This window comes from Rhizobium sp. YTUHZ044, from assembly GCF_051123975.1.
In the GTDB taxonomy this organism is placed as follows: domain Bacteria; phylum Pseudomonadota; class Alphaproteobacteria; order Rhizobiales; family Rhizobiaceae; genus Rhizobium.
In genome coordinates this window covers 37,936-51,901 of record NZ_CP101431.1, presented here as the reverse complement: position 1 = coordinate 51,901, position 13,966 = coordinate 37,936, and the positions used below count along the sequence as shown (strand labels likewise).

At 61.7% G+C, this 13,966-nt stretch carries 12 protein-coding genes and 2 pseudogenes; 7 read left to right on the top strand and 7 right to left on the bottom strand.

From position 1 onward, the window contains the following. Window positions 1-97: 97 nt before the first annotated feature. From NL154_RS30945 to NL154_RS30920, 6 genes and pseudogenes are all read left to right on the top strand, one after another. A pseudogene (locus NL154_RS30945) lies at window positions 98-772 on the top strand (protein-L-isoaspartate(D-aspartate) O-methyltransferase); the annotation flags it as partial. Between the two features lie 136 nt (window positions 773-908). After that, window positions 909-2,081 (top strand): erythromycin esterase family protein, encoded by a 1,173-nt coding sequence (locus NL154_RS30940; protein WP_434734681.1) that lies wholly within the window; start codon window positions 909-911, stop codon window positions 2,079-2,081. Between the two features lie 101 nt (window positions 2,082-2,182). Continuing rightward, the gene (locus NL154_RS30935; RefSeq protein WP_210633727.1) at window positions 2,183-2,710 is read left to right on the top strand and encodes a DUF4142 domain-containing protein; all 528 of its coding nucleotides are present in this window, start codon (window positions 2,183-2,185) and stop codon (window positions 2,708-2,710) included. 51 nt (window positions 2,711-2,761) lie between these two features. Continuing rightward, window positions 2,762-2,824: pseudogene (locus tag NL154_RS30930) on the top strand (hypothetical protein); the annotation flags it as partial. Window positions 2,825-2,887: 63 nt separating this feature from the next. Next, window positions 2,888-3,145 (top strand): hypothetical protein, encoded by a 258-nt coding sequence (locus tag NL154_RS30925; RefSeq protein ID WP_247241827.1) that lies wholly within the window; start codon window positions 2,888-2,890, stop codon window positions 3,143-3,145. Window positions 3,146-3,256: 111 nt separating this feature from the next. Then, a complete protein-coding gene (locus NL154_RS30920) occupies window positions 3,257-5,041 on the top strand; it encodes a thiamine pyrophosphate-requiring protein (RefSeq protein WP_210633724.1) in 1,785 nt (594 codons plus the stop codon). A 55-nt stretch (window positions 5,042-5,096) separates the two neighbouring features. On the opposite strand, the gene NL154_RS30915 is transcribed toward NL154_RS30920, so the two are convergent. The 7 genes from NL154_RS30915 to NL154_RS30885 all read right to left on the bottom strand — a co-directional run bounded on the left by NL154_RS30915 (window position 5,097) and on the right by NL154_RS30885 (window position 12,736). Beyond that, window positions 5,097-5,861: a FadR/GntR family transcriptional regulator gene (locus tag NL154_RS30915; RefSeq protein ID WP_210633722.1), complete on the bottom strand. Its 765-nt coding sequence runs from the start codon at window positions 5,859-5,861 to the stop codon at window positions 5,097-5,099. Between the two features lie 131 nt (window positions 5,862-5,992). Further along, entirely contained in the window at window positions 5,993-7,057 is a 1,065-nt protein-coding gene (locus tag NL154_RS30910) for a four-carbon acid sugar kinase family protein (RefSeq protein WP_434734680.1), read from the bottom strand. After that, window positions 7,054-8,046 carry an ABC transporter ATP-binding protein gene (locus NL154_RS30905; RefSeq protein ID WP_210633719.1) on the bottom strand — a complete coding sequence of 331 codons (993 nt, stop codon included), beginning with the start codon at window positions 8,044-8,046 and terminating at the stop codon, window positions 7,054-7,056. The genes NL154_RS30910 and NL154_RS30905 overlap by 4 nt, the downstream gene beginning before the upstream one ends. After that, complete coding sequence (locus tag NL154_RS30900) at window positions 8,046-9,053, bottom strand: ABC transporter ATP-binding protein (protein ID WP_210633718.1); 1,008 nt, start codon at window positions 9,051-9,053, stop codon at window positions 8,046-8,048. The genes NL154_RS30905 and NL154_RS30900 overlap by 1 nt, the downstream gene beginning before the upstream one ends. Further along, window positions 9,050-10,009 (bottom strand): ABC transporter permease, encoded by a 960-nt coding sequence (locus tag NL154_RS30895; protein WP_210633716.1) that lies wholly within the window; start codon window positions 10,007-10,009, stop codon window positions 9,050-9,052. The genes NL154_RS30900 and NL154_RS30895 overlap by 4 nt, the downstream gene beginning before the upstream one ends. Before the next feature lie 2 nt (window positions 10,010-10,011). Next, complete coding sequence (locus tag NL154_RS30890; protein WP_221147551.1) at window positions 10,012-10,968, bottom strand: ABC transporter permease; 957 nt, start codon at window positions 10,966-10,968, stop codon at window positions 10,012-10,014. Between the two features lie 130 nt (window positions 10,969-11,098). After that, on the bottom strand, window positions 11,099-12,736 hold the full coding sequence (locus NL154_RS30885) for an ABC transporter substrate-binding protein (protein ID WP_210633713.1): 1,638 nt from the start codon (window positions 12,734-12,736) through the stop codon (window positions 11,099-11,101). 323 nt (window positions 12,737-13,059) lie between these two features. Here NL154_RS30885 and NL154_RS30880 point away from each other — a divergent pair, with 323 nt between their 5' ends. Further along, window positions 13,060-13,965, top strand: coding sequence for a dihydrodipicolinate synthase family protein (locus tag NL154_RS30880; RefSeq protein ID WP_210633711.1), 906 nt, complete (start codon window positions 13,060-13,062; stop codon window positions 13,963-13,965). Window position 13,966 lies beyond the last annotated feature (1 nt).

Below are 13,966 nucleotides of genomic sequence, written 5' to 3'. Positions count from 1 at the left end.
GGCCGCAAACGAGTGTAAGCCCTAGCAAGGCCATGGCCGCACTGCCGGGGAACAACCACCTGCTTTCAGCTGTTCTCCCCGAGACTGGAGGTGACCCATGGATATGACCCGCATCCGAGACCACATGGTGGAACATCATGTCATGCGTCGCGGCATTCGCGATCGAGGCGTTACCAGGGCGATGCGGATGGTGCCGCGCGAAAAATTCGTCGATCCTGGTTTCGAGGAATTCGCCTATGAGGATGCGCCGTTATCGATCGGCGAGGGCCAGACAATTTCGCAGCCCTACATTGTCGCACTGATGATCGAAAAAGCCGATCTGGACGCCGGCGACAAGGTTCTGGAGGTCGGAACCGGTTCGGGCTACGCCTCGGCCCTCATCAGCCGGATCGCAAGGCACGTCTATTCCATCGAACGGCATGAAAGGCTGGCGGTTCAGGCTCGGGAGCGATTCGAGAAGCTTGGATACCGCAACATCGACGTCCGAGTCGGCGACGGCAGCAAGGGCTGGGCCAAAGCCGCTCCCTTCGATGCCATTATCGTTTCCGCGGGCGCACCCGAGGTGCCGGCCGCCTTGAAGGAGCAGCTGGATCTCGGAGGGCGGCTCGTCATCCCGGTCGGCCGAGGTGAAGAGCAGCGCCTGAAACGCATCACGCGCACCGGTGCAACCACCTTCGAGGAGGAGGATCTCGGCGGCGTCTTCTTCGTTCCCCTGATCGGCGAGGATGCCTGGACTGCCGCACATCCGATGTACACGGCGGCAGCCCCGTCATCGCGCATGGAGGAAACGCCTTACAAACTCATCGCGACCATGGCGGAAGAATTTCCCTCGGTCGACGACCGGAGCTTTGCCGCCCTTTTCGATCGATTTGGCGAAAGCCGCATCGTTCTGCTGGGTGAATCCACCCATGGCACGGCCGAAATTCTACGAGGCACGCGCGGCCATCAGCCGTCACCTGATCGAACATCACGGGTTTAATATGGTGGCGGTCGAAGCGGATTGGCCGGACGCCGCGGCGGTCGACCGCTGGATAAACGGCCAGCCGTCGAAAGGCGATCGGCCGTTCAGCCGTTTTCCCAGGTGGATGTGGCGGAACCTGGAATTTTCGCGATTCCTCGGCTGGCTGAAGGGGCATAATGAGCGTCGCAAGGCTTTACACGCCGATCCGATCCGGTTCTACGGCCTGGATCTCTACAACATGTCGGGATCGATCCGCTCGGTCCTCGACTATCTCGAAGATGTCAGCCCGGAGACCGCCGAGATTGCCAGGGAACGCTATGGCTGCCTCAGCCCCTGGCAGAGCGATCCGGCGACTTATGGCCGGGCCGTGCTCACCGATGCCTATAGGTCATGCGAGGAGGCGGTGCTCAAGCAATGCACGGAGCTCCTGGCGCGATCCCTGGACGACGCTGCCTCAGACGGTCATGACTTTCTGAACGCCGCCCAGTCGGCGCGGTTGCTTGCCGCAGCCGAGCGGTATTACCGGATCATGTATTACGGCGGTTCTCAGGCCTGGAATCTCCGCGACACCTACATGGCCGATACCGTCGAGCACCTCCTCGACTTCCACGGTCCGACGGCAAAGATCATCATATGGGCGCACAACTCGCATATCGGCGATGCCCGCTATACCGATATGGCAGCCGCCCGCGACGAACTGAATCTTGGCCAGCTGTGTCGGCAGCGTTTCGATGGAATGACAAGCCTCATAGGACTGGGTACGCATTCCGGCGAGGTGATTGCGGCAAGCGACTGGGATGGACAGGCCGAGAAGAAGCAAGTCAATCCGTCCCTGCCGCAAAGCTGCGAGCGTCTCTGTCACGATTCCGGAAAGCCGCGATTTCTCCTCGACCTCGCGGCCGATGAAGAATTGCATGCAAGCCTCGTCGACCAGCGGCTTCAGCGCTTCATCGGCGTCATCTACCGGCCGGAAACGGAACGGCTGAGCCATTACATGTCGGCATCACTGTCGCGGCAATATGATGCATATCTTTGGTTCGATGAAACCCGGGCGCTTTCGCCGCTCATGGCACCGGAGTTCGGTACATCGGATCCGGAAACTTTTCCCTTTGGGCTCTAAGCCCCGGCTGTGTCGAACGAAGAGCGATCATCAACAACGCGATAAGGCGGGAACTCTGCGCCTGTGCGCAAGTTTGGCGATCACCAACCCAGGAGATCCTTATGAAACGCTGTGTTATCGCCTCGCTCGCCCTCTCGCTTGCTGTCCCGGCCTTCGCCCAATCGGCTGCCGAAAAGAGCGGGGTCAATTCCCTGATCGGTGTGCCGCCGAAAACCGAAGATTTCGTCAAGGAAGCAGCCGCAAGCGACATGTTCGAAATCGCCTCCAGCAAGCTTGGGACCGAGCGTGGCGACGATGCGACGAAGGCCTTCGCGCAGCAGATGCTCACCGACCACCAGAAGACCAGCGAGGAACTCAAGGCACTGGTTTCCAGCGGCAAGGTCAAGGCGGCGCTTCCGAGCGCCATGACGTCGGATCAGCAAAGCATGCTCGACAAGCTGAACGGCCTGCAAGGAGCCGATTTCAACAAGCAGTATCACTCCGACCAGGAATCTGCCCATGAGGACGCGGTCGATCTCTTCAAGCGCTATGGCGACGAAGGGGACAATCCCGAACTGAAGGCATGGGCTGCAAGTACGCGCCCCGCTCTGGAACATCATCTGCAGATGGCCAAAGAGCTCAACAAGTAAGCGGCAGGACCGCATGGTCAAGGTGATCATGAGGCCCGACGGGAGGCAAGAATGATCGATGAGGAGACACGAAGGATCCGTGCCTACCGGATTTGGGAAAGCGAGGGGCGCCCGGAAGGTCAGGACCTCGCACATTGGTATCGAGCGGGTGACCCGGCGCAAGATGGTCGGGACTACATCCGATATTCCCATGGCTCGGCGCCGGCAGGGTCGCTGATCATCAAACTCTATCGATCGGGCAACCAGATCCGGGGATATGTTCGCAAGGTCGCGGAAAGCGACCTGGACGACACGGTCTATCCCGGCGAGGAAATGGAGCCTGAGGCGGCATTCCAACTGGCAGAGTCCCATAGAGGCAACAGCAACAGCCCCGTCTTCGTCGAACTTGTCGAGGACGTCGAATGGGATCCCTCCTGGGGCCGGCTCAGCTATTAACCCACGGAAGCAGACCGGGTCGCATCGATTAGCCCGGCACTGAAACTGCGGCTTGATCCGGAGTAGATCCGCTTCCAGCGCATCTCACACGATCTCGGGAGAACAGCATCCATGGCGAAAACAGTCGGCGATTTCCTTGTGGCACGGCTTCGCGAATGGGGCGTGCGACGTATGTTCGGCTATCCCGGCGACGGCATCAACGGCGTCTTCGGGGCGCTCCATCGCGCATCCGACAAGATGGAGTTCATCCAGGCACGACACGAGGAAATGGCGGCTTTCATGGCCAGCGCCTATGCGAAGTTCTCAGGCGAACTTGGCGTCTGCATCGCAACCTCGGGACCTGGCGCCACCCATCTGATCACCGGTCTTTACGACGCTCGCATGGACCATCAGCCAGTTCTCGCCATTGTCGGCCAACAGGCGCGTCGCGCGCTCGGCGGACGTTACCAGCAGGAACTCGACTTAGCCGCCCTCTTCAAGGACGTCGCGAGCGATTTCGTGCAACAGGCTTCCGCTCCGGCGCAAGTGCGCCATCTGATCGACCGCGCGGTTCGCATCGCGCTCGCAAACCGAACGGTGACAGCGATCATTTTGCCGAACGATCTGCAGGAAATGCCCTATGAGGAGCCAGCGCGAAAGCATGGAACCGTGCATTCGGGTCCGGGTTACCACCCGCCGCGGGTCTTTCCGCATGGAGACGATCTTCAGGCTGCGGCCGATATTCTGAACGCGGGGAAGAAAGTGGCGATCCTCGTCGGCGCCGGCGCGATCAACGCCACGGACGAAGTCATTGCCGTTGCGGACCGCCTCCAGGCGGGCGCTGCCAAAGCCCTGCTCGGCAAGGCCGCGCTGCCGGATGACCTGCCATGGGTGACGGGTTCGATCGGCCTTCTCGGAACAGAACCCTCATGGAACCTGATGCGTGACTGCGACACGCTGCTGATGATCGGTTCCGGTTTTCCCTATTCCGAATTCCTGCCGGAGGAAGGCCGGGCGCGCGGCGTGCAGATCGACATCAATCCCGACATGCTGTCGCTGCGCTATCCGATGGAGCTCAACCTGACCGGTGATGCGGCCGAAACGCTCAGGGCGCTGTTGCCTCTCTTGCGGGAAAATCCGGATCGCAGCTGGCGGCAAACGATCGAGAAAGACGTCGCCTCCTGGTGGAAGACCCTGGACGAGCGCGCCCACGTCGACGCCAATCCGGTCAATCCGCAGCGCGTCGTCAGCGAGCTGTCGCCGCGGCTGCCGGCAAACGCCGTCGTCACCAGCGATTCCGGCTCCTGCGCAAACTGGTATGCCCGGGACCTGAAGATGCGCCGCGGCATGAAGGCATCGCTTTCCGGCGGACTGGCCTCGATGGGAGCTGCCGTGCCCTATGCGATCGCCGCCAAATTCGCTCACTCCGATCGCCCCGTCGTCGGCCTGGTCGGCGACGGCGCCATGCAGATGAACAATCTCGCCGAGATGATCACCGTTGCCAAATACTGGAAGGACTGGGCCGATCCGACTTTCGTCATCTGCGTCTTCAATAACCAGGATCTGAACCAGGTGACGTGGGAGCAGCGGGTGATGGAGGGCGATCCGAAATTCGACGCGTCGCAGTCCATTCCTGACATAGCCTATCACAAGTTCGCCGACCTCATCGGATTGCGCGGCATTTTCGTCGATCGGCCGGCTCAGCTCAGCGCCGCATGGGAAGCAGCCCTGACCTCCGATTGCCCCGTCATCCTCGAGGTGAAGACCGACCCGGAAGTGCCGCCGCTGCCGCCGCACATCACCTTCGAGCAGATGCGGAATCTCACCTCGGCGTTGATGACGGGGGATCCGCATGAGACGGGCGTCATTGCCGGTACCTTCCGCCAGCTCTTTGCCGGCATCCTGTCGCGACGGTAGCTGACGACATTGTCTCTCACCGTTACGAATTGTCTGAGCCAATCCCGAAGGCGTCTCAGAAGGAAAGATCCAGCACCCTGCCCTCGAACAGACGGTCCCGGGAGCCTTCGAGATGTGCCTTCATCAGCCGTTGTGCATCATCAGCCCGGCCATCAGCGATCGCCTTGTAGATGGCGTTATGCTCTTCATAGACCTGTTCCAACCCCTGGCGGGGTCCGAGCAGGGAAAGACCATGAAGGTGCATGCCGACGGCGATATGGGCTTTCAGCGCATCGATCGAGGCGGTGTAATAATGGTTGTTGGCAGCCTCGGTCACCGCGCGATGAAAGATGAAATCGGCGTCGGTGCGGTGAAGCTGATGGCTGGTCGCTTCGCGAAGATCCGCAAGGGCGCTGGCGATCTTCTGGATCGCCTGCTCATTGCGGCGCTTGGCAGCGAAATAGGCCGCGGCCGGTTCGATGGTCAGCCGGAATTCGTAGCAGCGCTGAATATCGGCGATCGTCTTGACCGGCGAATAGGCAAGCTGAGTCGTCGGCGATCCATGCGCGCTGACGAAGGTCCCAGCTCCCTGTCGGGCATAGACCATGCCCTGATCACGCAACCGCGCCAGCGCATCGCGGACGATCGGCCGGGAAACCCCCAGCATCGCGGCAAGTTCATGTTCGCCGGGAAGGCGTGAATCCGGTGGGTAGTTTCCGCCACGAATCCGCTCGAGCAGCTGGTCGAAGACACGATCGACCAGCTTGACGGCCTTGCCGCGTTCGGGCTTGCCCGGCGGGCCGGCTTCCGCGTTCAAAGATTCGCTATTCGCTTCAACCACGTCATTCTCCCCGACGGTATCTTACTAGAGCATGACGCCGAAAAGTGTGAGCGGTTTTCGGATGACATCATGCTCTCACTACAGAATTTAGAACAGGATGATTTAGGCTGGTTGGCCTAAATCATCCTGTTCTATGCCGCCTGATTCCGAAGAACCAGTTTTAGCAGACTATCAGGCTTACCGAAGCCCCCCGACTTGACGGCGCACCGAAATCGCCGGCCATCGGCGGCCGTCACATCGAACCAGGGAATGCCCGCCTCGATCTCGCCCTTGGGCGTCAATACCCTCACACCCAATATGCGGAAAACGGCAAGAGCCGTATCGCCACCGCCGACCATCAGCATATCCGGCCTCGTGTCGTCGATGACAGCCTTGACGCCTGCCGCAAAATTGCGGGCGACGAGCCGCGCATCGGCCGCCATATCGCCTGTGCAACGCAACAGCACCGGCAGCGCCAGACCCTCTCCATATTCGATCTCGCCCATCGGCGCATCCACTACCATGCGCAAGGCGCCTGTGCTTTCAAGCCGGTTCATCTGAGCGGCAGTGATCGGATCGCGCGAGCCGAAGGCAAACAGGGTCCGCGGACTTGCTGCAAATTCCCTCTTGGTCGATGGACCTCTCTCGCCGAGGTGGCGCGCAAGTGCGGCGCCAAGACCCCGTGCGCCGACCGCAAGGGTCGTCTGCCAGTCATGACCCTCGGCGATCCGGTCAAGATCGACATCGTCCTCGGCATCTGCAACGACAATGCGGTCCGCGCCAGTTTTGAACAGCTCAGCGATCGGCAGCGGCCGGTTGATGCCGCGGCCGACGACACAGCCCCGGTAGGTCAAACGCTCCTGATCGGGAATGGCGGGCGCGACGACGACGGTCTTAAGGCCGAATGCCTTCGCCAGCGCCATGCTTTCCACCGCGACATTGCCCTTCAGCCGGGAATCGATCTTCTTCATGACGACCGCCGGCTTCTCGCCACGAAAGACCGCCGCCGCCGAGTGTACTCTTTCGGCGGCTTCGCGCTCATCCAGCGCGCGGGAGGCGGTATTGACGACGACGACATCGCAACCGATGGCGACCGCCTCCCGGGCCGCCTCCATATCAATCGCGACGACGACCGAAAGGCCGGCTTCGACGAAGGGCGTGCCGGTATCGAGCGCGCCGGTCAAATCGTCGGCAATGATCGCAGCCTTCAGCGTCATGCGATTTGCTCCGTGTTGACGGCGTGGCACGCAACGAGATGGCCGGGCCTGGCTTCCTTCCAGGCCGGGATGACCTTGCTGCAGACATCCATTGCGATCGGGCAGCGCGTGTGGAAACGGCAGCCGGACGGCGGGTTCAGCGGGCTCGGCACGTCGCCCTGCAGGATCTGGCGCTGGCGGGTGCGCTCCAGTTCCGGATCGGTCTCCGGAACGGCCGACAGCAGCGCCTTGGTATAGGGATGCAGCGGATTGTCGAAGAGCTCCTCACGGGTGGCGAGTTCGGCCAGCCGCCCGAGATACATGACGCCGACGCGGGTGCTGATGTGGCGCACGACAGCGAGATCATGGGCGATGAAGAGGTATGTCAGCCCGTATTTCTCCTGCAGATCGAGCAGAAGGTTGATGATCTGCGCCTGGATCGACACGTCGAGTGCTGAGATCGCCTCGTCGCAGACGATGAATTTCGGCTGGCAGGCGAGCGCGCGGGCGATGACCACGCGCTGACGCTGGCCGCCGGAAAGCTCGTGCGGATAGCGCTGGGCAAAGCGTGTGGGCAAGCCGACATCGGTGAGCAGCGTCGCCACCCTCTCCTTCAGCTCGGCCTTGGCGCAGAGCTTATGGAAGAGGATCGGCTCCCCGATCGCTTCGCCCACGGTCATGCGCGGATTGAGCGTCGAATACGGGTCCTGGAAGACGATCTGCAGGTCGCGGCGGAAAGGCCGCATCTGCTTCTCGTCGAGGGTGGCCAGGTCCTGGCCTTTGTAGACGACCTTGCCGCTGGTCGCCTTATAGAGATTGAGGATGGTGAAACCGGTCGTCGATTTGCCGCAGCCGGATTCGCCGACAAGGCTCAGCGTCTCGCCTTCCATGATGTCGAGATCGACATTGTCGAGCGCATAGACCGTCGCCGACCGCTCACCGAAAGCACCGAGCTTGACATGGAAATGCTTGACCAGATTTTCGATCTTGAGCAGCGGTTGAGCAGCCATCACGCGGCCTCCTGCATTCTCTGGACGACGAAACAGGCGGCGCGATGATTGCTGCTGCCGCTCAGCGGTTCGAGCCGTGGCACCTTCTCGTGACAGACCGCCTCTACAAGCGGACAGCGCGGCGCAAAGGGGCAACCTTTCGGCCGGCGGCCGGGCTCCGGTGGGGTGCCGCCGATCGAGCGCAGCCGGCTTGCCGGCGGATCCGACAGTTTCGGGATCGAGGACAGCAGACCGCGCGTATAGGGATGGCTCGGACGAGCATAGAGCTCGTCCACCGGCGCATCTTCCACGACGGTGCCAGCGTAGAGCACGGCGACGCGATCGACGAGACCGGCAATCAAAGCGAGGTCGTGGGTGATCCAGACGACGGACATGCCGAGCTTGGCGCGCAGATCCTTCACCAGACCGACGATCTGGGCCTGGATGGTGACGTCGAGTGCCGTCGTCGGCTCATCGGCGATCAGGAGCTTGGGATTGCAGGCAAGGCCGATGGCGATCATCACGCGCTGGCGCATGCCGCCTGATAGTTCGTGCGGAAAGGCCTGCAGGCGCTCTTCCGGACCGGGAATGCCGACCAGGCGCAGAAGCTCGACGGCGCGGGCGCGGGCCTGCGCCTTTTTCATCTTGCGGTGATAGATCAGCGGCTCGCAGATCTGGTCGCCGACGCGCATGACGGGATTGAGCGAGGTCATCGGGTCCTGGAAGACGAAGCCGATATCGCCGCCGCGCACCTTGCGCAGCTCGCCGTTCGACATCGTCTGCAGGTCGCGGCCGTCGAAGGTCGCCGATCCCCTGGCGACCTTGATCTTGTTCGGCAGGAGCCGCATCAGGCTCAGCATGGTAAGGCTCTTGCCGCAGCCGGATTCGCCGACGACGCCGAGGGTCTCGCCCTTGTCAACGTGGAGATCGATGCCGTCGACGACGACGGCCGGGCCGTTGCGGCCATCGATCTCGACGGTAAGACCCCTGACATCGAGCAGGCGTTCTGTGCTTTTCGTATCCATCATTTGCCGCCCCGCGGGTTGAGCGCGTCGTTGAGGCCGTCGCCGAGGAAGCTGAAGGCAACCGAGGCGAGGCCGAGCACGGCCGCCGGAGCGGCGAGAAGATGCGGATAATGCTGCCAGACGCGCAGGCCGTCCGAGATCATGTTGCCCCAGCTCGGCGTCGGCGGATTGACGCCGACACCCAAGAAGCTGAAGGCGCTTTCCAGCACCATCGCTGTGCCGAGACCGGCGCTGACCGAGACGATCAGCGGGCCAAGCGCATTCGGCACGACATAACGTTTGATGATGATCCAGTTCGACAGGCCGAGCGCCTGGGCCGCGGTGATGTAGGGCCGACTGCGGATCGACAGCACCTGGGCGCGCACCAGACGGGCATAAGGCGGCCAGGAGATCAGCGCCATCGACCCGAAGACGAGGATGAAGTCCACCCATATGGTCTGGCGGTAGAAGGGGTTGAGGGTCTCGAGGTAGCGCGCCTCCATCCACCGGGTGATCGGCGATTTCAGCGACGCGTTGATGACGACGACGAGCAGCAGGTTGGGAACCGACATCGTCACGTCAGTCAGCCACATGATGGCGCGATCGAAAGGATTGCCGAAGAAACCGGCCACCGCGCCGAGCGTCAAGCCGATCAGCACCGCGAAGAAGGTGACGATGACGGCGACGAGGAACGCGGTCCGCGTGCCGAAGACAACGCGGCTGAAAACGTCGCGACCGAGGTCGTCGGTTCCGAAGAGATGGCTCATCGACGGCAGCGCGTTGCGGGCACTGAGGTCCTGGCTGAGATAATCATAGGGCGTGAGATAAGGCCCGAGGATCGCCGTGAAGGCGAGGATCAGGACGATGACGAGGCCGAAGACGGCGAGCTTGTTGCGCCGCAGCCGATGCCAGGCATCGCGCCACAGGCTGACCGGCGGCTCGTCGACGGTTTCGGCGGTGGAAAGAGGGATGGCGGACATGGTCAGCGGCTCCTTCTTGCATCGTTGGCGCGTGGGTCGAGCAGCGGATAGAGCACGTCCACCAGCAGGTTCGACACCATCACCAGGAACGATCCGATCAGCGTGATCGCCAGGATGACGGGATAATCGGAATTGATCAGCGCCTGTACCGTCAGCCGGCCGAGACCCGGCAGGCCGAAGACGAGTTCGACGAAGATCGCGCCGTTGACGATCGTAATCATGATCAGGCCGAGCTGCGTGACGACGGGCGTCAGCACCGGCCGCAGAATATGACGCAGCGCGACGATGATTTCGGGCACGCCCTTGGCCCGGGCGGTCCTGACGAAATCCTCCGACAGCACCTCGATGACGGCGGCACGGGTCTGGCGCACGATGAGCGCGATCGGCTGGAAGGAGAGGACGATCAGCGGCAGCAGGATTCTGATATCGAGGATGCCGCCCCAGCCATAGGGCACTTTCACGCCCGGCAGCAGCACGATGAGGCCGACCATCAGCAGTGGTCCGGCGACATAGGCTGGGATCGCCCAAAGGAAAAGCGCGGAGCCCAGAATGGCGTAGTCGAGGCGCGAATTCTGGTTCAGCGCGGCGATCATGCCGAGCGGGATCGCGACGACGGCGGTCAGAATGATGGAACAGAGGGCAAGCTGAAAGGAGACAGGCGCAGCGGCCGAGACCATCGCCCAGACGGCGCGGCCCGATGTCAGCGAGTTGCCGAACTGGCCGTGCAGCAGGTTCCAGATGTAAAGGCCGAACTGCTCGATGAAGGGCCTGTTGAGACCCGCGCTTTCGCGAATGGCTTCGATGCGCTGCGGATTGTAGGCGACATCGCCCGGCGCGCGCAGGAAGATCAGCTTGATCGGGTCGCCGGCGCCGTAAAAAGCCAGCGCATAGACAGCCAGCATGACCACGAGAACGGACGGAATCCAGATGGCAAACCGGGTTAGCACGTAGCGCAGCAAGGCCACCTCCCACCTGTTATACGATGCGTTTCCCTCATCAGCCTGACGGATCGCATCTCTTCTTGAAACTTGCGCGAAGGCCGCAAGGCCCTCGCGCGCTCATTGTCAATTCCAACAGGGCTTTCCGAGATCAACCGATGGAGATGTTCCAGGGTTCGACAACCTGCCAGTCGAGGTTCTTATCGAGGCCTTTGACCTCCTTGGTGGCCCAGCGCGACATCGCCTGAGAATACCACGGAATGAAGGCCCAATCGTCGCGGAAGGCCTTCTGCGCCTGCTGGGCGAGAGCGATGCGCTGCGGATCGTCCGCAGCCTTGGTCGCCGCTTCGGCAAGGGCGCTGTCGACCTTGTCGTTCTTGTATCCGCCGAGCTTGTTCTGCGCATTCGACGAGGTCGAGGCGATGCAGCCCGTGAGATAGGAAACGGCATCGGGAACGCGGGTGCCGACGTCGTCGCGGAAGATCTGGACCGAGTTCTGGTCCGGGCCGGCGTAGGCGTCCTGCTGCGGCTTCATGTCAACCGCTGTAATGCCGAGGTTCTGGCGCCACTGCTCGGCGATGAACTGGGCCGCCGCCTCAATCGCCGGCGCCGAAATGCCGACGAACATGATCTTCGGCAGCCGCTCCGGACCGCCGTAGCTCGATTCGGCGAGCAGCTTCTTGGCGCCTTCCGGGTCGTAGGGAAAAGGTTCAAAGCCGGAATTCTCCGCGCCTGGAACCGAGTTGAGGATCTGGTCGGCCTTCTTGTGCGGCCCATCGGGATAAGAAGCCTTGAACAGGCCATCACGGTCGACCGCCATGATCAGCGCCTGGCGGACCTTCGGATCGTCCATCGGCGCGCGGGAGATATTGAACCAGAAATGCTGGCTGGTCGGGATCAGCGGGCCGGCCGAGAATTCCGGGCCAAGGTCCTGAATAATGGTCGAGGTGACGAGCTCTGTATGGGCGTTGAACTCGCCCGAGTTGATCAGCGAGGTCGCGGTGACATTGTCCTCGATCGAGGTGATCTCGATGCGCGCAAGCTTCGGCTTCGGCCCGAAGAAATGTTCATTCGGCTCGAAAGTAAGCTTGCCGGCGTCGATATCGAGGCTCGTCAGCTTGAAAGGCCCGGAGAAGACCGGTTTGCTGTCGGGCTTGTACCAATCGATGACCTCCTCGCCGTCGCTACCGCGTGACTGCGACGCCTTGGTGATCGGCGCGATGTGATTTGCCAGGCGCATGAAGAAGATCGGATCGGCGCCGGCGAGCGTCACGACGACCGTTCCTTCGTCGGGAGTCGCGACACCGGTCAGCTCTTTGCCGGAGCCGGCGGCGATCTCGGCATAACCCTTGACCTTGCTCAGCACCTGGTCGGCGCGCTGGCTCTTGGTGTTCGGCATCGAGGCGACTTCCCACGACCCCTTGACGTCGGCCGAGGTAATCTTGCTGCCGTCGGAGAAGACGGCCTTGGGATCGATCTTGAAGGTCCAGACGATGTTGTCGGCCGATTCCCAGCTGGTGAAGACATAGGGCTTGAGATTGCCCTGGCTGTCGAAATACATCGGCGAAGCCCACCAGATCGCGTTCCAGCGGAAGGTCCTGCCGCCACCACGCAGCGGCGACCAGTCCTGGTCGAAAGCCGGATGCGCGACTTTCAGGACCTGGCCTTCGTCCGCCAGCACGATGCGGGCATTCATCCCGAAGACGGTAAGGCCGACGCCGGCGGCGAGGCCGAGTTTCAACGCATTGCGACGTGATAGATTGGTTTTGTCAGATTGATCAAAAGACATGCATTCCTCCCACGATTAATCGGCAGCACTCTCCCTGCACCCTCCAGGCGCAGCATAATCCCTGTCATATCGTTCCCTCGTTATTGTAAATATGTCAACAAAAAAACGCGATTTTGATCCGACGAAAATTATCTGATAAAAATAACACTATAATTACAGTTAGATAATATTTCGCCTCCGCAGTCACTCATTTTGTCTTCTTGACAAAAGCGCCGCGATGGAAAAGTTCTTTGCACTCCATCGCCACAGACAAATGACAATCGCATGTGCCGTCGGACGGTTCGACGGATCGGCAAGACAAGGCGCGCCGAAGGGAGGGCGGAATGAGCCATCACAGGATTACAGGCGTTTTCAGCGCGGCCGCAACGCCGCTGACCGCGGACAATACGCCGGATCTCAGCCTTTTCACCGATCATTGCCGACGGCTGCTGGCCGAGGGATGTCATGGCGTGGCCCTGCTCGGCACAACGGGTGAGGCCAATTCCTTTTCCGGAGGCGAGCGGCGCGCCATTCTGGAAGCGGCGCTGGAGGCCGGCATTCCTTCCGACAAGCTGTTGCCGGGAACGGGCGTCGTCGCCATTCCGGAGACCGTCGAACTGACCCGGCACGCCCTGTCGCTCGGCGTCACCAAGGTGGTGATGCTGCCGCCCTTCTACTACAAGGGCGTCTCAGACGACGGCCTCTTTGCCGCCTATTCGCAGGTGCTGGAGAAAGTCGCCGACACGCGACTGCAGGTCATCCTCTATCATATCCCGCAGGTCTCGGGTGTGCCGCTCTCCATTCCGCTGATCGGCCGGCTGATTGCCGCTTTCCCGGAAACCGTCGTAGGCATCAAGGAATCTGCGGGCGATTTCAACAACATGCAGGCCATTATCGCTGCCTATCCCGGCTTTTCCGTCCTGGCGGGCGCCGATCCCCTGCTGCTGCCGCTCTTGAAGGCCGGCGGCGCGGGCTGCATCACTGCGACCTCCAATCTCGTGGCAGATTCACTGCGCACGGTCTACGACCATGTCCACGACGAGAGGCGCGCCAGCGGAGTCGAGGCGGCGCAGGCGCGCATCAATGCTTACCGCACACTTTCCAACTCCTACGTCCAGATCCCGGCCATCAAGGCAATGGTCGGGCTGAAGACGGGCAATCCCGCATGGAGGCGCACCCGCGCACCACTAATGCCGCTCAGCGAAGCGGATTATGCCGCACTCGCCGAGAGCTACGCCAAGCTGCCCTGAG

Excerpts from the sequence above, each read along its gene's own strand:
- NL154_RS30940 (WP_434734681.1), top strand. The coding sequence starts at position 909 with ATGGCACGGCCGAAATTCTACGAGGCACGCGCGGCCATCAGCCGTCAC.
- NL154_RS30935 (WP_210633727.1), top strand. The coding sequence starts at position 2,183 with ATGAAACGCTGTGTTATCGCCTCGCTCGCCCTCTCGCTTGCTGTCCCG.
- NL154_RS30920 (WP_210633724.1), top strand. The coding sequence starts at position 3,257 with ATGGCGAAAACAGTCGGCGATTTCCTTGTGGCACGGCTTCGCGAATGG.
- NL154_RS30910 (WP_434734680.1), bottom strand. The coding sequence starts at position 7,057 with ATGACGCTGAAGGCTGCGATCATTGCCGACGATTTGACCGGCGCGCTC.
- NL154_RS30905 (WP_210633719.1), bottom strand. The coding sequence starts at position 8,046 with ATGGCTGCTCAACCGCTGCTCAAGATCGAAAATCTGGTCAAGCATTTC.
- NL154_RS30900 (WP_210633718.1), bottom strand. The coding sequence starts at position 9,053 with ATGATGGATACGAAAAGCACAGAACGCCTGCTCGATGTCAGGGGTCTT.
- NL154_RS30895 (WP_210633716.1), bottom strand. The coding sequence starts at position 10,009 with ATGTCCGCCATCCCTCTTTCCACCGCCGAAACCGTCGACGAGCCGCCG.
- NL154_RS30885 (WP_210633713.1), bottom strand. The coding sequence starts at position 12,736 with ATGTCTTTTGATCAATCTGACAAAACCAATCTATCACGTCGCAATGCG.
- NL154_RS30880 (WP_210633711.1), top strand. The coding sequence starts at position 13,060 with ATGAGCCATCACAGGATTACAGGCGTTTTCAGCGCGGCCGCAACGCCG.